This window comes from Streptomyces sp. H51, assembly GCF_035656535.1.
Classification (GTDB): domain Bacteria; phylum Actinomycetota; class Actinomycetes; order Streptomycetales; family Streptomycetaceae; genus Streptomyces.
This window is the reverse complement of the sequence record NZ_JAYMHD010000020.1, coordinates 337,407-357,018: the sequence shown is the minus strand read 5'-3', so window position 1 is coordinate 357,018 and position 19,612 is coordinate 337,407. Positions and strand designations below refer to the sequence as shown.

Below are 19,612 nucleotides of genomic sequence, written 5' to 3'. Positions count from 1 at the left end.
CACAGTCCGGGGCGCCCGCTTGTGGGGCCCGGGGCCATATCGGGGGGTCGTTCACGCTTCTACGGTCCATGTTCATGACACAGACCGGAGCCGCACGCCGCCTCACCGTCCTGGCGACCCTGCTGGTCGCCCTGCTCTCCCTCGTCCAGCCGGGGCGGGCGCACGCCGCCGCCTCCCTGGAGGAAGTCACCGGATTCGGGTCCGACCCCGGCGCCCTGCGCATGTTCCGCCACGTCCCCGCCGGACTGCCCGCCGGCCGCCCCGTCGTCGTCGCCCTGCACGGCTGCACGCAGGACGCCGCCGGCTACGGCACCGGCAGCGGCTGGCTCCAGCTCGCCGACCGCTGGGGCTTCTCCGTAGTGCTGCCGCAGCAGCGGAGCACGAACAACGCCTCGAACTGCTTCGACTGGTTCCAGAGCGGCGACATCGCGCGCGGCCAGGGCGAGGCCGCCTCCATCGCGCAGATGGTCGACCGGCAGCTCGCCGACGTGTCCGGGGACGCCGGGCGCGTGTATGTGACGGGGCTGTCCGCCGGGGGCGCGATGACCGCCGTGATGATGGCCGCGTATCCGGAGAAGTTCGCCGCGGGCGGCATCGCCGCCGGGCTGCCGTACGGGTGCGCGCAGGCCGCCGGATCGGCGTACGTGTGCATGTACGTCGGCGCCACCCAGACCCCGCAGCAGTGGGGCGACCGGGTGCGGGCCGCCCGGCCCGGCTACGGCGGGCCCTGGCCGACGCTCACCGTGTTCCAGGGGACCGCCGACTACACCGTCAAGCCCGTCAACATGACCGACCTGATGCGGCAGTGGACGAACGTCCACGGCGCCGATCAGACGGCCGACGCCGGCGACACCGTCGCCGGCTACCCGCACCAGGTCTTCCGGGACCCGGCCGGCGCCGTGGCCGTGGAGACGTACAGCATCACCGGCATGGGCCACGGACAGCCCGTCGACCCGGGCAGCGGCGGCGAGCAGTGCGGTACGGCGGGTGCGTACCTCCTCGACGTGAACCTGTGCGCCGCCTACCGGCTCGGGCGGGCCTGGGGGCTGGGCTGAGCCGGTCCGCCCGTTCCGCCCCGCCGGTCCCGGCCGGCACCCGTGTCACGGGGCGTCCCGCGGTGCCGTGCTCGCCCGGTCCGTCAGCCGGGGCGGCAGCGGCGTGGCCCCGGGCACGGGTGCGCCGTCCAGCTTCCGCATCAGCAGCTCCACCGCCCGCTCGCCCACCTCGGCGGACGGCAGGGCGACGGAGGTGACGGGCACCCGTAGCGACTCGGCCGGCTCGGGCCGGCATCCCCTCCGGGTAAGGGAAGACCCGCGGGTCCCACCGGAAGTCGCACCACCGGGACTCGCGCATCCAGAAGCAGTCGAAGTGGAAGACGGAGAGCGGGAGTTCGCGCTCCCGCAGGCCGTCGACGAACGACGTCACCGTCTCCTCGTCGCAGGAGGTGGTGAAGGACGCCGACAGCCACAGCCCGAACGGCCAGGCGGGCGGCAGGGCCGGGCGGCCGGTCAGGGCGGTGTGCTTGCCGAGGATGTCCTTCGGGGCCGGGCCGTGGACGACGTAGTACGTCAACTGCTGCGACTGCTCGCCGAACTGGACCCGTGAGACCGCCTCCGAGCCCGCCCCGAAGGACACCTTGCACGAGATCGGCCGCTCCGGTTCGGAACGCCCCGTTGCGCGAGGGAGATCGTCAACGCGACCGCCGCCGCCGTCACCGGCACCCCGAACCCGGCCGCCGGCGACAGGTGCTCCACGATCCAGCCGCCGGTGGCCGAGCCGCAGGCGATGCCGCCGAGCAGGCCGGTCACCGCCAGGGTCATGCCCTCGTTGAGGCGGCCGGCGGGCGTGCGCGCCTGCACCAGCGTCATCGTCGTGACCATCGTCGGGGCGGTCGCCATTCCGGCGAGCAGCAGCGCGCCCGCCAGCAGCGGCAGCGAGCCGGCGCGGGAGGCCGCGAGCAGCGGCAGGGTCAGCAGCGCCGTCATCGCCGCGACGCACCACGGCAGCCGGCGCTCCGCGGGACCGGCCGGGCGGACCGCCCCGAACAGCAGGCCCGCCGCGAACGAACCGGCCGCCTGCAGGGCGAGCACCGCGCCCGCGGCCGACCGGTGCCCCTGCGCGTCCGCGAACGCGATCGTGACCACCTCCATGGACCCGAACACCGCGCCGGTCGCCAGGCACATCGCGAGCAGCGCCGGCATGCCCGGCGCCCGCCACGGCGGCCTCGCGAGCGCGTGGACCGGGTGGACGGGGGGTTCGGTCGAGCGCTGGGCGGCGAAGACCAGCATGCCGGTCAGCAGCAGCACCGCACCGGCCAGCGTGCCCGCCTCGGGGAAGAGCGACCCGCACAGCAGGGCCGCGAGAACCGGGCCCAGCATGTAGCACAGCTCGTCCGCGGCCTGCTCGAAGGAGTTGGCCGTGTGCAGGGCCCGCTCGTCGCCCCCCAGCAGGTGGGACCAGCGGGCCCGGGACATGCCGCCGGTGTTCGGGGTCGTCGCGGTGGCGGCGTAGGAGGCGAAGAGGGTCCAGGCGGGGGCGCCGAGGCGCACGCACAGCACCAGGGCGAGGGAGCCGAGGACGGCGACCGCCGTGGCGGGCACGGCCACCCGCGCCTGGCCGTGCCGGTCCACCAGCCGCGCGGTCCACGGGGCGACGACGGCGGTCGCCGCCAGCCCGGTCGCGGTGACGGCGCCGGCCAGGGCGTACGAACCGCGGGCCGCGGCGATCATCACCACCGCGCTCACGCTGAACATGCCCATCGGCAGCCGGGCCACCAGGTTCCCGGCCGTGAAGGCCCGGGCGCCGGGCACGGCGAAGAGCCGGCGGTAGGGGCCGGGCGGGCGCGGGCGGAAGCGGGGGGAGAAGTCGACGGCCACGACGGCGTCGCCGGTGACGGTGTAAAGGGGCTGGGGCTGCTGCGACATGCGCACCACCGTCGCCCGCGCCCGGTCACCGGGTCCAACACCTTCTCCGCGCCCATTGACGCGGTCCCGTTGTAAATTCGGCGGATGCCCGCCCACCTCGACCCGCGCCTGCTGCGCGCCTTCGTCGCCGTCGCCGAGGAACTGCACTTCACGCGTGCCGCGGTCCGCCTCTACGTCGCCCAGCAGGCGCTCAGCCGGGACGTGCGGCGCCTGGAGCGCGAGCTCGGCGCCGACCTGTTCGTGCGCACCACCCGGCAGGTGACGCTGACGGCCGACGGCGAGCGGCTGCTGCCGCACGCGCGCCGGGTGCTGGAGGCGCAGGACGCGCTGCTCGCCGCCTTCGGGCAGGCCCGGCCGCTGCTGGTCGACCTCAACTCCCCGGGCCTGGCCACCGGGCGCCGGGTCCTGCACCGGGCCCGCGAGCTCGCCCCCGAGCAGGAGCTGATGGCCCGCTACGAGAGCGGCCTCACCGGAGCGGCGGGCGACCTGGCCGCCGGGCGCCTGGACGCCTCGTTCGGCCGGTTCGCCGGACTCGACCCGGCGCTGCGCGCCCCGCTGGACCACCAGCCCGTCCGCTACGAGCCGATGGCGCTGGTGCTGCCGGAGGGCCACCGGCTGGCCTCCCTGGCGGCGGTGCCGCTGGCCGCGCTGGCGGGCGAGACGGTGTACGCGGGCGCCGGGAACCCCCGGACGCCGGAGTGGACCGACCTCGCGCGCCGCCTGTTCGAGGGGCGGGGCGTCGAGATCGCGCCACCCGCCCCGCTGGCCGTCGGCGAGGAGGAGTTCCAGCGGCTGATGGCCAAAACGGGCCACCCCGTCCTCGCCGTCGTGGACTTTCCGGCCATGCCGGGCACCGTGCTGCGGCCCCTGGTGGACCCGGTTCCGCTCTCGCCGGTGTCGCTGGTGTGGCGAAAGGGACTGGTCCATCCCGGATTCGACGCGCTTCGACGGGCCGCGGCCGAACTCGCCGCCGCGGAAAACTGGCTCCGACGGCCGTCCGAGGGATGGATTCCGGCCACCGACGAGAGGGTCATGGCGTCTCACAACTGACACGCGGCCACCGCGGATCCTCCGCGTGCGCTACATTCATGCCCTGAGCACGGTGTGGTAAAGGGGGCGCTCGAACCGGGTGGGGGCCTGGTTCAGCCGACAGGTGCTCAAGTCGTAGGCGCACCCAGAACTGTCCCGTGGGGGGTTGTGCGTGCGTGTGAAGAAGTGGCGAGAAGACGCCCAACCGGAATGGGCCGGTTCGGCATCCGGGGCCCAGGATCTCCCTGCGACCGGGGGAGACACCCAGGCGTTCGCCGAACCCGGAGCGACCGGAGTCCCCGACAGTGCCTTTCAGCCTTTCGGCGACCCCGGCTTCAGGGGCGCCGGCCGCGGAGGAACCGCCTTCGCGGACACCGCCTCCGGCGACGCCGATGCCACGCAGGCGCTGCCCGGCGGCCCCGCCGGCTCGGGCGCCTTCGCGCAGCCGGACCCCTTCGCGCAGCCGGACCCCTTCGCGCGGACGGACGCTTTCGCGCAGACGGACGCTTTCGCGCAGACCGACCCCTTCGCGCACGCCGACGCCGGTCACACCGCCGCGTTTCCCGCCTCGGCCCGCCCCGAGACCGGCCCCGCCGCCCCGCACGACCCCTGGCAGACCCCGGGCGACGCGGAGCACACCCACGACCCGCACGAGGTGACCGTCCAGCTGGACGCCGTCAGCCTGCAGCAGGACATGGGCCTGCGCCGGGCCAAGGGCGGCGCGGCCGGTGGCGACGGCTCCGACAGGCCCGTCTTCGTCGACGAGTCCGGCCGCCGCAGCCGCCGCTTCCGCCGCCTCGGCATGGCCATCGGCCTGGCCTGCGCGGTCTACGCCGTCGTCATCGTCATGACCCTGCTCTCCGGCAGCTCCGACGCCCCCTGGCTGCCCGTCCCCGGCCAGCAGGACGAGCAGCCCGCCGGTGAGGTCGACACCTCTCCGCAGCCCTCCGGCACCGCGGACCCCTCCGGCACCGCCGGCGCCTCACCCGGCGCGTCGGCCACCACGACCGACGGCACGACGGCCTCTCCGGGCACCGCCGGCGCCTCACCCGGCGCGTCCGGTGGCGCCGGGCAGGGAACCTCCGCGGACCCCCGGCCGTCGGCCAGCACGTCGACGTCGAAGCCGGAGACCGGCGTGAGCCCGCCCGTCCCGTCGCTCTCGGCCGACCCGGTCACCCCGTCGGCCGGCCCCAGCACGGGCGGCAGCACCACCGCCGGCCCCTCCGAGTCACCCGCCGGCGACAACCCCGGCCTCGGCACCGGCGCCGACGCCGTGGCCGTGGCCGTCGGCGCGAGCACCCCGACTCCCGTCGCCGAGGAACCGGGTACGGCCGCCCTCCCGTCCACGTCCCCGGAGTACCACCTCTGATGGCATCCCGCTCCCGCCGTCGCAGGGCCGCGAACAAGGCCCCCGACGGCTCCCGGCGCCGCGTGCCCATGCGGCTGCTGCTGCCCATGCTCGTGCTCGTCGCACTGATGGCGATGCTCATGCTGCGCGGCTACGTCCACAGCGAGATCCTCGCCGACCATCGCATCCAGCCCGAGGCAGCCGCCGACAGGGTGCCGGAGAAGATCATCGACGGCGGCCCGGTCATCGACACCCGCAGCGGCCGCACCACCAGCCTGCGGCTGTCCGACCACCGCCTCGTCCTGACCTTCGACGACGGCCCGGACCCGACCTGGACCCCCAAGGTCCTGGACGTGCTCAAGGAGCACCACGCGCACGCGGTCTTCTTCGTCACCGGCACCATGGCCTCCCGCTACCCGGACCTGGTCAAGCGCATGGTCGACGAGGGCCACGAGGTCGGCCTGCACACCTTCAACCACCCCGACCTGTCCTTCCAGTCCAAGAAGCGCATCGACTGGGAGCTGTCGCAGAACCAGCTCGCGATCACCGGCGCCGCCGGCATCCGCACCTCGCTGTTCCGGCCGCCGTACTCCTCCTTCGCGGACGCCATGGACGACAAGTCCTGGCCGGTCACCGAGTACATCGGCAGCAAGGGCTACATCACGGTCGTCAACAACACCGACAGCAAGGACTGGCAGAAGTCCGGCGTCGACGAGATCATCCGCAACGCCACGCCCAAGGACGGCAAGGGCGCCATCGTCCTGATGCACGACTCCGGCGGCGACCGCCGCCAGACCGTGCAGGCGCTCGACACGTTCCTGCCGATGATGCAGGAACAGGGTTACGAGTTCGACAACCTCACCGAGGCCCTCGGCGCCCCCAGCGCCCACACCAAGGTCGCCGGACTGGACCTGCTCAAGGGCAAGGCGTGGATCTTCCTGGTCAGCGCCGCGGACAACATCACCGGCGGGCTCGTCGTCGGCCTCGCGGTGATCGGCGCCCTGGTCATCTTCCGCTTCGTGCTGATGCTGCTGCTCTCCGGCGTCCACGCCCGCCGGGTGCGCCGCCGGGGCTTCAGCTGGGGACCGCCGGTGACCGAACCGGTGTCGGTGCTGGTGCCCGCGTACAACGAGGCGAAGTGCATCGAGAACACGGTCCGCTCCCTGATGGCGAGCGAGCACCCGATCGAGGTCATCGTCATCGACGACGGCTCCAGCGACGGCACCGCGCGGATCGTGGAGGCGATGGGCCTGCCCAACGTCCGCGTCGTGCGGCAGCTCAACGCGGGCAAGCCGGCCGCCCTCAACCGGGGCCTGGCCAACGCCCGTTACGACATCATCGTGATGATGGACGGCGACACGGTCTTCGAACCGTCCACCGTCCGCGAGCTGGTGCAGCCCTTCGGCGACCCCAAGGTCGGCGCCGTCGCCGGCAACGCCAAGGTCGGCAACCGCGACTCGCTCATCGGCGCCTGGCAGCACATCGAGTACGTGATGGGCTTCAACCTCGACCGCCGCATGTACGACATCCTGCGCTGCATGCCGACCATCCCCGGCGCCGTCGGGGCGTTCCGCAGGTCGGCCCTGGAGCGGGTGGGCGGCATGAGCGACGACACGCTCGCCGAGGACACCGACATCACCATGGCGATGCACCGCGACGGTTGGCGGGTCGTCTACGCCGAGAAGGCGCGGGCCTGGACCGAGGCCCCGGAGTCGGTGCAGCAACTGTGGTCCCAGCGCTACCGCTGGTCGTACGGCACGATGCAGGCCATCTGGAAACACCGGCGGGCCCTCATCGAAGGCGGCCCCTCGGGCCGGTTCGGCCGGGTCGGTCTGCCACTGGTTTCGCTCTTCATGGTCGTAGCCCCTCTCCTGGCACCGCTGATCGACGTGTTCCTCGTCTACGGCCTGATGTTCGGCCCCACTGAGAAGACGATCGTGGCCTGGTTCGGCGTTCTTGCGGTCCAGGCGGTCTGCGCGGCCTACGCCTTCCTTCTGGACCGCGAGCCGCTGACCCCGCTGATCTCGATGCCCTTGCAGCAGATCCTCTACCGCCAGCTCATGTACGTCGTACTGCTCCAGTCCTGGATCACGGCGCTCACCGGCGGCCGCCTGCGCTGGCAGAAGCTGCGCCGCAAGGGCACCATCACGGCTGCCCCGAATGCGCCTGTCCAGCACCGGCCGGTCATGGACGGCAGGTCGGCCGGATGACCATCCCACCCTTCGAGTACGGACCGGCCACGGGCGCCCAGCCGAATCCGCCCATGGGATATCGCACCGCACCGACGAGCAGCCAGGAAGCCCCACACGTGACCGTTCCCACCGTGCCGTCCGGCATGGACGAGTCCACACTGCCGCCCCCCGAGCAGCAGAAGCGCCCGCCCGCCCGGGACAGGTACTTCGACCTCCTCAGGGCGATCGCTCTTTTCCGTGTCGTCCTGTACCACCTGATGGGCTGGGCCTGGCTGCCCGTCGTGTTCCCGTCCATGGGCGTGATGTTCGCCCTGGCCGGCAATCTGATGGCGCGCTCGCTCAAGCGGCCGCCCCTGCAGGTCGTACGGAGCAGGCTGCGCCGTCTCCTGCCGCCCCTGTGGCTGCTCGGCGCCATCGGAGTGACCGGCATGGTCCTCCAGGGCTGGAGCCCGAACGACGACGGACATCCCGGCTGGTGGTGGATCCACCTCGGGTTCTGGATCCTGCCGCTCAGCGACCCGCCGTACGCCGAGGGCCTGCGCGGCATTCACGGCATCCTGGGCGAGGACTGGGGAGGGGAACTGGCCGGACCGCTCTGGTACATCCGCGCCTACCTCTGGTACGTCCTGTTCTCCCCGTTCCTGCTCAAGGCCCTGCGGGCGCTGCCCTGGGCGACCATCCTGTCGCCGATCGCGTTGGCGGCCGCCTTCGAGTTCGGCTACCTCAATCTGCCCGGAGAACGCATTCCGTCGGCCCTCACCGACTTCAGCACCTTCGGTGCCTGCTGGGTCCTCGGAATGGCGCACCAGGAAGGTGTCCTGAAGCGCCTGCCCCGCTACGTCGTCCCGTCGCTCGCTCCGGGCGTCGCGGCACTCGGCCTGTGGTATGCCCTGACCCACGGCTTCAAGCAGGGAAACGACCTGGACGACATTCCGTTCGCGCAGTCCCTCTGGTCGTTCGCGACGGTCCTGCTGCTCCTCCACGTCAGCCCCTCCTGGACGGACTGGCCCCGCTGGCTGCGTCCCTTCGACCGGCTCGTCACCCTGCTCAACTCGCGAGCCGTGACGATCTACCTGTGGCACAACATCTGCATCCTCATTGCCGCCACCCTGTGGGATCAGTTGTGGCAGTTCGACGTGATGTACCTGCACTTCTCGTGGCTGCTGGAAAGCCCGTGGCCGGTTCTCGCCATCACCTGGATGTTCATCGGCAGTTGCATCGTCTGGTTCGGCTGGGTCGAGGACATCGCCGCGAAGCGGAAACCGCGAATATGGCCGGACGGGTCGGCACCCAAGAGCCGCAAGTCGCGACCGAGGGCGGGTCGAGCCTGACCGCTTGGTCACAAAAGCAAAGAGTCGCTCTGCTGCACCCCAAGAGCCGCCCGGATCATCCGGGCGGCTCTTGCAATTTCGGGGAAGTCGCCCCTGTCGGGAATTGATCTTGACTTGGAATTGGCAAGGCGCTTGCTGCCGAAGGGCGACGGTGAAGGATGTCCGGTTGTTGCATGGGAGGGCTATTGGCGTCCCTTTGCAGGTAGTTGGCCCGCACGCGCCCCCCCTTTGCCAATTCTTGATTGACGCTTTCCGAACACCAATGCTTCGCTTCGTGGGCTTACTGTGAACGAATCGTGACTGAGGGTGGGGCCTTTGACGTACAGACAGGGCATGCGTCTTCGCGGCGCACGCCGAAGAGTCGAACCGCTGAGGGTGGTGAGTGCGACGACGGCGAGCGCCGTCCTGGCGTCACTCGTCGCGCTCGTGGGTGTCGCGGCGGAACCCGCACATGCGAAGACCGCGAATATCGGGAAACCACAGGCCGACCGGTCGGCATCGGCGCGCGCCCAGCGGACCGGCGAACCGGTCGAGGTGGTCTCGCAACGCACGCCGTACTCGACCACCATGGCGAACCCGGACGGCACCTTCACCCTGACCCAGTCGACGACGCCGCAGCGGGTCAAGACCGCGGACGGCTCGTGGCGTCAGGCCGACGCCACACTGGTGCGTGAGGCCGACGGTACGGTACGCCCGAGGGCCGCCGTGATGGAGCTGGCGTTCTCCGGCGGAGGCGACGGGGAAGACCTCATCCGGATCGGCACCGACCGCGGCGCTCTGCGGTTGGGGTGGCCCGGCACGTTACCCAAGCCGGTTCTGAACGGCGCCACCGCTACCTACCCGGAGATCTTCAGCGGCGTCGATCTGGAACTGACCGCGACTGCCGAGGGGTACCGCGAGGTCCTGGTGGTCAAGTCGGCCAGGGCGGCCGCCAATCCGAAGCTTGAGCGGGTCCGGCTGGCTGTCACCGGACAGGGTCTGCAAGTCGTCCCAGGACAGGGCGGCGGTCTGCGCGCCGTGGACGAGGACGGCAACACGGTCTTCGACGGTCCTGCCGGCCTGATGTGGGACTCCTCCGGCAGCGTTGCGACGGGTGCCCAATCGCTCAGCGCGAAGCCGGGGCCGGCCGCCGAGGTCCGGCAGGACGCCAGTGTTCCGATGCCGGGGGACGCCAGCGCAGAGATGCCCGTTGCGGTCGGGCGGGACAGCATCAGCGTGAAACCCGACCTGAAGCTGCTGCGCGGCAAGGACACCGTCTATCCGGTCCGCATCGACCCGCCGGTCGGCCTGGGAGCCTCCGAGCGGTCGGTTCTCTCCAGCGACGGCGACCGGTGGTGGCAGTTCGACGGGGACTACGGCGTCGGCAACTGCAGTCGCCTGGGACCGTACTACTGCGACGTGGACCACACGAACCGGATGTACTTCGAGTTCGGCGGCACCAAGCTGTCCGGCAAGCAGGTCATCGACGCCACGTTCCGGGCCAGGGAGACGTGGTCGTTCACCTGCGATCCGAAGTGGGTCGACCTGGAGCGCACGAACAACATCTCCTCGGCCACCCGGTGGCCGGGCCCGTCGATCCTCGACCACATCGGTGACACCCAAGTCTCCGCCGGCCGCGGTGACCTGTGCAGCCCGGACCAACCGGACGCATGGATCGATTTCCACGACAACCCGAACGAGACCGACGAGAACCTCACTGCCTCCGTGCGCAATCTCGCGGCGGGCAAGTTCTCCCGGCTGACGCTCATGCTGCAGGCCAAGGACGAGAGCGACCCGGCGGCTTGGAAGCGGTTCGACGACAACGCCGAACTTCAGGTGATCTACGTTCCGAAGCCGGGCGTACCGTCGTCGGTGGGGCTCATTCCGGGAGACGGAACGACCGCCTACTGCAACAAGTCCCAGTCGGACCCGCTGATCGTCACGCGGGTGGATCCGATGGCCCAGGCTCGGGTGCAGACGCAGGTGAAGCCCAAATCCACCGAAGAGAAGGGTGAGCTGCAGGCGGAGTTCGTCGTCCAGCGCGGTGACGACGCGGACTGGCACCAGGTGTGGTCCGACTACCGGCCGAAACCGGGCTGGGATCCGGACGAGACGCTGGAGAAGGTCCGGATGGACAACCGCGCCGACGGCGGGCTCTACCGCATGCGGGCGCGCACCCAGTCGCACTGGACGTACGGCACGAAGTCCGGCGACCTGTGGTCGACCTACTCCTCTTGGTGCTACTTCAAGATCGACTCCACGGCGCCGAAGGTCCCGAAGATCACTGCCAACGGCGTGTACACCGAGTGCACCGCCAACCTGTGCGAGGGCAAGGGGGGACCCGGGATCACGGGCTCCTTCCAGCTCGAACCGAACGTCGCCGACCAGAAGGAGGACATCAAGGCCTATCGCTGGCGTCTGCTGACCGACAAGAAACCGACCATCAAGGCCGGTTCGACCGTGATCATCGAGCCGGTGCCGTCGCTGGCCGGCACGCAGGTGCTGACGGTTCAGGCCAAGGACGTGCGAGAACGGTGGGGCGAGCCCGCCGAGTTCGTCTTCAAGGTGGCCAATGCCTCTGGTCCGGTGGGTACTTGGCACTTCGATGACGGGACACCCGGCTCCACGGTGACGACGGCCAAGGACACGGCGACCGAGGGCACGCGCCACGACGCCAAGCTGTACCCGCAGACCGATGGAACCACGGCAGGCTGGTCCGTGCTCGGCCGACGCGGTACGGCTGACTACTCCCTGCGTCTGAACGATGACGTCACGGACAGCACCAAGCAGACCGGCTACGCCGCGACCGCGAGCCCTGCCGTGAACACGGGGGACTCCTTCACTCTCTCCGCGTGGGTTCTGCTCACCGACGACTCGAAGAACCGCGTGGTCGCCTCGGCGACGGGGGCCAACGACTCGGCCTTCGCCTTGTACTACTCCTCGTCGTACAAAAAGTGGATCTTCAACCGTTCGGCGGCTGACGTGAAGACCGGGGCCGTCTACGTGCGCTCTCTCGCGGACACCGCGAGCCCGCCCAAGGAGGTCTGGACCCACCTCGCGGGCGTCTTCGACACCAAGGGCGACACCGACAAGACGAACGACACCATCCAGCTCTTCGTCAACGGTCGCGCGCAGGGGCAACCCGTGAGGCTGTACGGCGCCTCCACCGCGTACACGCCGTGGGCGTCAACCGAGGGACTGCAGGTCGGCCGCTCCAAGACCGGCGCCGCCTACGGCGGGTACTTCCTCGGACGCGTGGACGAACTCAACGTGTGGCAGCGCGTGCTGACCCCGGACGAGATCCGTCAGGACGCGCGCCTGGAGTCCGACGGCGTCGCGGCGACCGAGCTGGTCGCCTACTGGGACAGCGCCACCGCTGCGAACGGCAAGATCGTGGAGTTCACCTCCTATGCCCCGGGCTCCATGGACATCTCGTCCACGGGAGCACTGGCGGACCCGGAAGAGAACGAACTGCATCTCGACGGGACCTCCGGGTACATGGCGACGACGGGACCGGTGATCGACGAAACGGGGTCCTTCACGGTTACCGCCGACGTCAAGCTGGACGGTGCGAAGTTCGCCGCCATGCCGATCGGCGGGCGGGCCCAGGTCTTCGGTCAGGCCACCCCGGACGGCAAGGAGTCGTCGTGGGCGCTGTGGGTCGAGAAGGTCTCCGCGGACGGTTACCTGTGGTGCTTCGGCCGCACCGCGACCGACTCCACCGGCATTGTCGTCGCCAGCGCCTCGGTGCCGTCCGAGACTTCGGCGGAGATGGACACCTGGGTCCAGGTGACCGGTGTCTACGACGCCACCGAGGAAGCGGGCAGCGGCTACGGCAACACCCACCTGTACGTGAGTGAGGCCGAGCAGGCTCAGGAAGGCGGCTCCGCCTTCACCGCGCTCGAGCAGGGCGGTGGCGAGATCGCCGCCGGCCGCGGTCGCTCCGGCGGCACCACCGGGTACTACCTGCCCGGATCGCTCGACGAGGTCCGGGTATGGGCGGGCGCCATGAGCGCCGATCAGGTTCGCTCGAAGGCGCTCGGCGCGCCGGGCGACGAGTAGAGCGAGCAGCACGGTCAGGGGCTGGGTGGCAGGCAAGTGTGCCTGCCACCCAGCGGACACGCGATCCGCCGGTGCTGCACACGCCTCCAGGCCCCATTCCTTTCCACGATCACCACGGCAGACGTGCCGTGGTCAGCGCTGCCCGGGAGCGGGCGGCCTCACAGGGGAGTGCGATGACATGAAATGGCTTCGACCAGGCACGTCATGGACCGAGGCACGGGGTAGACGACTGGCGGCGGCGCTCGGATTCGCCATGCTGCCGGGTCTGCTGACTCCCGTGGCCTTCGCCGCGGACACCGATCCGCTCGGCCGGCCGGATCTCAAGGCCCCAAAGGCCACCAGGGTCAGCCCGTTCACGGCGAAGGCCGACAAGAGGACCGCGGCCTTGGTGCGCAAGTCCGCTGAGGCCGACCGCGTTGCTGCCGCGCGTGCCCGCCATGACCAGCAGCGGAAGGTCAGCTGGCCGAAGTCGGGGAAGGCGTCGCTGACCGTACCGGTCGAGGGCACCGCGGAAGCGGCTCCCGGTTCGCTGCCGCTCCAGGTCAGTGCACCGGACAAGGGCAAGGCCGCCGAGTCGGTCACCGTCCAGGTCCTGGACCAGAAGGCGGCCGCGAAGCTCGGCGTCAAGGGCGTCGTTCTCAAGGTCACCGGAGCGAAGGGCGGCGGCAAGGTCCGTCTGGGCATCGGCTACTCGGCCTTCGCCTCGGCTTACGGCGGTGACTGGGCGGGCCGTCTCCGGCTGGCCCGGCTGCCTGCTTGCGCGCTGACGGATCCAGCCGCGGCGAAGTGCCGCAGGATCGATGGCCTCGGCTCCGTCAACAACCGGGAGAAGAGCCGGATCTCGGCCCCGCTGAGTCTCTCCGCGAGCGGCGCGCCGATGATGCTGGCTCTGGCGGCCGGCACGAAGTCCGGTGCCGGTGACTACAAGGCCACGCCGCTGTCCGCCTCCTCGACCTGGGAGGCGGGCGGTTCGTCCGGCTCGTTCACCTGGTCGTACCCGCTGCGCGTGCCGCCCGCCGCGGCCGGCGCGCAGCCGTCTCTGGACATCTCGTACGACTCCGGTGCGGTGGACGGCCGTACGGCGAACACGAACAACCAGGGCAGCCAGATCGGCGAAGGCTTCGACCTGACCTCCTCGTTCATCGAGCGCAAGTACGGCACCTGCGACGACGACGGTCAGGACGGCAAGTACGACCTGTGCTGGAAGTACGACAACGCCTCGCTGGTGCTCAGCGGCAAGGCGAGCGAGCTGGTGAAGGACGACACCACCGGCAAGTGGCGGCTGAAGGACGACGACGCCTCCACCGTGACCCGCTCCACGGGCGCGGAGAACAACGACGACAACGGCGAGTACTGGACGGTCGTCACCGGCGACGGCACGAAGTACGTCTTCGGCCTCAACAAGCTGGACGGCGCGGGAGCGGACGACCGCACCCAGTCGGTCTGGACCGTGCCGGTCTTCGGCGACGACGAGGGCGAGCCCGGCTATGCGGACGGTACATCCTTCTCAGGTCGCGCCAAGAGCCAGGCATGGCGGTGGAACCTCGACTACGTCGAGGACACCCACGGCAATGCCATGTCGTACTGGTACACCGCCGAGCACAACAACTACGACAAGCTCGGTGACGATGACACCGGCACCGACTACGTGCGTGGCGGCTACCTGAAGGAGATCCGTTACGGACAGCGGGCGGGGGCGCTGTTCTCCGGCTCTCCGGCGGCCTCCAACAAGGTCGTGTTCTCCTATGAGGAGCGTTGCCTGGCCTCCGGCACCGGGTGCGACTCGTTGACCGGGGACACCCGCGACAACTGGCCGGACGTGCCGTTCGACGCGATCTGCAAGGACGGCGACAAGTGCACCGGCAACGTCGGGCCCACGTTCTTCACCCGCAAGCGTCTGACCACCGTCACCACGTACGCGTGGAACGCGGCGGCCTCCACCCCGGCCTTCGAGCCGGTGGACGTCTGGGCACTCAAGCACCTCTACCTGGACCCGGGCGACACGGGTGACTCCACCGACCAGTCGCTATGGCTGGACGAGATCAAGCACACCGGCAAGCGCGGTACCGATCTGTCTCTGGACCCGGTCAAGTTCAGTCACGTCATGCTGCCGAACCGGGTGGACGGCGCGGCCGACAACATCCTCCCGCTCAACAAGCCTCGCCTGAAGACGGTCACCTCTGAGGCGGGCGCGCAGACGATCGTCAACTACGCCCCGTCCGAGTGCTCGGCCGGCGGCACCAAGCCGAAGCTCGACGAGAACACCAAGCGCTGCTACCCGGTGTACTGGTCCCCGAACGGCGAGAAGGATCCGGTTCTCGACTGGTTCCAGAAGTACCCGGTCACGTCGGTGTCGACGACTGACCCCTTCGGTGGCTCGGAGGCGGTGCAGCACACCTACCAGTACTCGGGTGGAGGCGCCTGGCACTACAACGAGGACCCGATGACGCCCGCCAAGGAGCGCACCTGGTCCATCTGGCGAGGCTACGGCCAGGTCACCCACCTCACCGGCGTGGCCGGCCGTACCCAGAGCAAGACGGTGACCGTCTACCTGCGCGGCATGAACGGCGACCGCGTCCTGGGCTCCGACGGCAAGACCCCGGACCCGGACGCCCGCAAGACGGTCAAGGTCTCCGGCATCAAGGCCGCCGAAGTCACCGACTCCGACCAGTACGCGGGCTTCACCCGGGAGACGGTCACCTACGACGGCAGCGCCGAGGTCACCGGCACGGTCAGCGACCCCTGGTCCAGGCGGACGGCCACCCAGCACAAGTCGTACGCGGACGTCGAGGCGTACTTCGTGCGCACCGGCGCGGCCCACACCCGCGCCAACATCACCAGCAAGCTCACGCCGTACGACCGCGTACGCACGGTGAAGACCACCTTCGACGACTACGGCATGGCCGAGACCGTCGAGGACCAGGGTGACGACGCCGTCACGGGCGACGAGAAGTGCACCCGCACCTGGTACGCCCGCAACGACGACAAGGGCATCAACTCCCTGGTGTCCCGTACGCGTACGGTGGCCAGGAGCTGCGCGACCGCCGACTCGGCACTGGACCTGCCGGCCGACTCCACGCGGCCCGGCGACGTCATCGCCGACACCGCCACCGTCTACGACGACACGACGGCCACCGCTTGGTCCGCCTCGCAGAAGCCGGTCATAGGCGACGTGAACTGGACCGGACGGGCCAAGTCGTACGGCAGCGACGACGCTCCTACCTGGCAGAAGGTCGCGACGACGACCTACGACGCACTCGGCCGCCCGCTCGTCGTCAAGAACACCAACGGTCTGGCCGTGTCCACCACCACCTACGACCCGGTGGCGACCGGTCCGCTGACCGCGACGACGGTCACCAACGCCAAAACCCACAAGACCACCACGGCGCTGGACTTCGCGACCGGTGCGACCCTGAAGGTCACCGACCCCAACATCAAGATCACCGAGAGTGAGTACGACAGTCTCGGCCGCGTGGTGAAGGTGTGGCTGGCCAACCGCTCCAAGTCGCTGGGCAAGACACCGAACTACGTCTACGACTACAAGATCAGCAGCACAGCCATGTCCTGGGTGTCCACCGGAACACTCAAGGGCGACGGCTCCGGCTACAACACCAGCTACGAGTTCTACGACTCCCTGCTTCGCTCGCGTCAGACGCAGACTCCGAGCCCGACAAGCGGTCGGATCGTGTCACTGACGCTCTATGACGATCGCGGCCTGGCGGTGAGCCAGCAGTCGGACATCTGGGACGCCACGTCGGCTCCCTCAGGCACACCGGTGCAGACGGACGGCGGCCAGGCCCCGATCCAGACCGACACGACGTACGACGGAGCCGGCCGTGCGACCACGGCGGTGACGAAGGTTTACGGTGTCACCCGCTGGACGATCGACACCACGTACACCGGTGACACCGTCGCGACCACCGCGCCGGCCGGCGGCCAGGCGACGGCCGTGGTCACCAACGCCCTGGGCCAGATGACGCAGCGCCGCGAGTACGCCGGCCCGACGCCGACCGGTACGGACTTCACGACGACCGACTACAGCTACACGGCCGCCGGTCAGCAGGAGACGGTCACGGGCCCCGACCGGACCAAGTGGTCGTACACCTACGACCTCTTCGGCCGGCAGGTCACGGCCACGGACCCCGACAAGGGATCGAACACCACCGAGTACAACGAACTCGACCAGGCCAGCAGCACCACCCCGAACGGGGACGCCTCCAAGAAACTGCTGTACGAGTACGACGAACTGGGCCGCAGGACGGGCATGTGGCAGGTTGACAAGACCGACGCCAACAAGCTCGCCGCCTGGACCTTCGATACCTTGGCCAAGGGACAGCAGGACACCGCCACCCGCTACGACGGCGGCGTGACCGGCAAGGCCTACACCCAGAAGGTCACGACGTACGACGCCCTGTACCGCGCCACCGCCAGCCAGCTCATTCTGCCCGACACCGAGCCCCTGGTCTCCGGCGGCTACGTGTCGAAGACGCTGTCGTTCAGCACGGGCTACAACCTGGACGGCACCACCAGCCAGTACTCCGCTCCCGCCGTCGGCGGACTGGCCTCCGAAACGATCTCCTACACCTACAACACCCTGGGCCAGCAGCTCACCTCGAAGGGCACCACCGGCTACCTGCAGGGTGCCACCTTCTCCCCGCAAGGCGACCTGCGCCAGCTCACCCTCGGTGTGGACGGCACGTCCTCGGCGAAGAAGGCCTACCTCAACTGGGACTACGAGGCGGGCACGCGCCGCCTGACCCGCTCCTACGTCACCGACGACGTGCACGGCTACATGCCGCAGGAGCTGCAGTTCACCCAGGACGACGCGGGCAACGTCACGTCGATCTTCGACGCCACCACGCAGGGCGGCACGACCAAGGCCGACTACCAGTGCTTCGCCTACGACGGCAACCGCCGCATGACCGAGGCCTGGACCCCGAAGACCGCGGACTGCGCGACCTCCGGCCGCACGATGTCCAACATCGACGGGGCGGCGCCGTACTGGACGTCGTACACCTACACCGACGCCGGCCAGCGCAAGACGGAGACGCAGCACACGTCCTCGGGTGACAAGGCCACCACGTACACCTACGACGACACGACCGACACCAAGCCGCACACGCTGGACAAGACGACGGGCGCCCGAGCCGCCACGTACGCCTACGACAGCGCCGGCAACACCACATCCCGTCCCGGCGCCACGACCCAGCAGACACTGGCCTGGAACGCCGAGGGCGACCTGTCCAAGCTGACGGAGGGCACGAAGGAGACCGGCTACCTCTACGGCGCAGACGGTGAGCTGCTGATCCGCCGGGCCAAGGGTGACGGCGACACGATCCTCTACCTCGGCGCCGGGACCGAACTCCGCCTGACCACCAAGGGCACCACGAAGACCGCCTCCGGTACGCGCTACTACACGGCGAACGGCCAGACGATCGCGGTCCGCACGGCGACCTCCGGTGTCACCGGCACGAAGCTCAGCTTCCTGGCCGCGGACCACCACGGCACTTCCAGCATCGCCCTCGACTCGGCCACCTACGCGGTCACCAAGCGCTACAGCACCCCCTTCGGCGCCCCGCGCGGCACCAAGCCGGCGTCCTGGCCCGACGACAAGACGTTCCTCGGCAAACCGGCCGACGACACGACCGGCCTCACCCACATCGGGGCGCGCGAATACGACCCGGTGACCGGCCAGTTCATCAGCGTCGACCCGCTCCTGGAACTCGACCACCACCAGACCCTCAACGGCTACAGCTATGGGGCGCAGAACCCGGCCACCCAGTCCGACCCCTCGGGCGAAGGACTGGCATGCGGCAAATCGGGAGTCGAAGGGGCAGCCTGCCCCACCCGCCCGGACGGCAGCAAAGGCAACGGCAGCCCCGGTGAAGCCGTCGATCCCTCCCAGCCCCACAAGTCCTACCCGTGCAACAGCAACTGCGGCACCGCTCATAGCGGCAGCACCAACAATGGCCAGACCATGGTCAGCGACGACGGCCAGGTCCTTGCTTGCGCTTACGGGCACTGCGTGGGCAACGTGGCGAGCACTGACACGGAAATCTGGCTTGGCAACTATCTCAGCAGCTTGGCGACGAACGGGGATTTCTGGAGCGGGCTCATTGAGGTCATCGGCGGGAGCATCATCGACATCTTCGGTGGAGGTGCGATCGCCACAGGCGCCACAGCGTGTGGAACAGGGGTCCTCTGCGCCGGTGGCGCCCCGGCCATAGCCCTCGGCACAGGAATGCTGGCCGTCGGCAGCTCGAAGATGGCGTCTGGCGCAGATAAGCTCGGCAAGGCTTTTCGTGAAGCGGATAGTTCCACCGGTAGCGCAGGCGGCGTCACAGTCAGCGACGAGGAAGGGCTTAATGCTGCTAAAGAAGCAGCAAGCAAGTTCGAGCACCCCGGAGGGACAAATGGTGCGCTTTACATCGAAGGTTATGAGGACTCGGTTGCAGTTTCCTCCGGCAAGGCGAATCAGCCCGCTGGATACGTAGATCCTCCAGGTGTACTCAAGGTCAACCGCGAGCATGCGGAAACGCATGCTATCGGGTTGATGCGGCAGAACAACTGGTCAAGGGCACGCCTGTACATCGATCAGGATTACATCTGTTCCACCTGCATGAGGAACATAAAGAAGATTCTTCCAGCGGGATCTAGACTGGACGTTACCTATAGGAACTCGCTGGGGCAGATCAAGACGATGGAGTTCGGCGCGAAGGATTGGTGATGCACAAGGATCCCCTGCCC

General features: G+C 69.6%; 8 protein-coding genes and 2 pseudogenes. 7 read left to right on the top strand and 3 right to left on the bottom strand.

Annotation, left to right across the window (positions count from 1 at the left end):
• Positions 1 to 74 precede the first annotated feature (74 nt).
• Complete coding sequence (locus tag VKA29_RS06225; protein ID WP_324784161.1) at positions 75 to 1,055, top strand: PHB depolymerase family esterase; 981 nt, start codon at positions 75 to 77, stop codon at positions 1,053 to 1,055.
• 45 nt (positions 1,056 to 1,100) lie between these two features.
• On the opposite strand, the pseudogene VKA29_RS36920 reads toward VKA29_RS06225, so the two are convergent.
• From VKA29_RS36920 to VKA29_RS06215, 3 genes and pseudogenes are all read right to left on the bottom strand, one after another.
• Positions 1,101 to 1,274 (bottom strand): annotated as a pseudogene (locus VKA29_RS36920) (substrate-binding domain-containing protein); the annotation flags it as partial.
• A gap of 4 nt (positions 1,275 to 1,278) precedes the next feature.
• Positions 1,279 to 1,638: pseudogene (locus VKA29_RS06220) on the bottom strand (TIM-barrel domain-containing protein); the annotation flags it as partial.
• Positions 1,569 to 2,924: an MFS transporter gene (locus VKA29_RS06215; protein WP_324784160.1), complete on the bottom strand. Its 1,356-nt coding sequence runs from the start codon at positions 2,922 to 2,924 to the stop codon at positions 1,569 to 1,571. The pseudogene VKA29_RS06220 and the gene VKA29_RS06215, both read right to left, overlap by 70 nt.
• An 84-nt stretch (positions 2,925 to 3,008) precedes the next feature.
• On the opposite strand from VKA29_RS06215, the gene VKA29_RS06210 reads away from it, so the two are divergent.
• The 6 genes from VKA29_RS06210 (at position 3,009) to VKA29_RS06185 (ending at position 19,592) form a co-directional block, all read left to right on the top strand.
• Positions 3,009 to 3,974, top strand: a complete 966-nt coding sequence (locus tag VKA29_RS06210; protein ID WP_324784159.1) for a LysR family transcriptional regulator — start codon at positions 3,009 to 3,011, stop codon at positions 3,972 to 3,974.
• Positions 3,975 to 4,131: 157 nt separating this feature from the next.
• On the top strand, positions 4,132 to 5,322 hold the full coding sequence (locus VKA29_RS06205; RefSeq protein ID WP_324784158.1) for a hypothetical protein: 1,191 nt from the start codon (positions 4,132 to 4,134) through the stop codon (positions 5,320 to 5,322).
• Complete coding sequence (locus VKA29_RS06200; protein WP_324784157.1) at positions 5,322 to 7,511, top strand: glycosyltransferase; 2,190 nt, start codon at positions 5,322 to 5,324, stop codon at positions 7,509 to 7,511. The genes VKA29_RS06205 and VKA29_RS06200 overlap by 1 nt, the downstream gene beginning before the upstream one ends.
• 125 nt (positions 7,512 to 7,636) lie before the next feature.
• Complete coding sequence (locus VKA29_RS06195) at positions 7,637 to 8,824, top strand: acyltransferase (RefSeq protein ID WP_324784220.1); 1,188 nt, start codon at positions 7,637 to 7,639, stop codon at positions 8,822 to 8,824.
• 375 nt (positions 8,825 to 9,199) lie between these two features.
• The gene (locus VKA29_RS06190; protein ID WP_420718447.1) at positions 9,200 to 12,865 is read left to right on the top strand and encodes a LamG domain-containing protein; all 3,666 of its coding nucleotides are present in this window, start codon (positions 9,200 to 9,202) and stop codon (positions 12,863 to 12,865) included.
• Between the two features lie 277 nt (positions 12,866 to 13,142).
• The gene (locus VKA29_RS06185) at positions 13,143 to 19,592 is read left to right on the top strand and encodes an RHS repeat-associated core domain-containing protein (protein ID WP_420718443.1); all 6,450 of its coding nucleotides are present in this window, start codon (positions 13,143 to 13,145) and stop codon (positions 19,590 to 19,592) included.
• The last annotated feature ends 20 nt before the right edge of the window (positions 19,593 to 19,612 follow it).

What these genes read in the sequence shown, in the direction of transcription:
- VKA29_RS06225 (WP_324784161.1), top strand. Translation starts at nt 75, where the DNA reads ATGACACAGACCGGAGCCGCACGCCGCCTCACCGTCCTGGCGACCCTG.
- VKA29_RS06215 (WP_324784160.1), bottom strand. Translation starts at nt 2,924, where the DNA reads ATGTCGCAGCAGCCCCAGCCCCTTTACACCGTCACCGGCGACGCCGTC.
- VKA29_RS06210 (WP_324784159.1), top strand. Translation starts at nt 3,009, where the DNA reads ATGCCCGCCCACCTCGACCCGCGCCTGCTGCGCGCCTTCGTCGCCGTC.
- VKA29_RS06200 (WP_324784157.1), top strand. Translation starts at nt 5,322, where the DNA reads ATGGCATCCCGCTCCCGCCGTCGCAGGGCCGCGAACAAGGCCCCCGAC.
- VKA29_RS06195 (WP_324784220.1), top strand. Translation starts at nt 7,637, where the DNA reads ATGGACGAGTCCACACTGCCGCCCCCCGAGCAGCAGAAGCGCCCGCCC.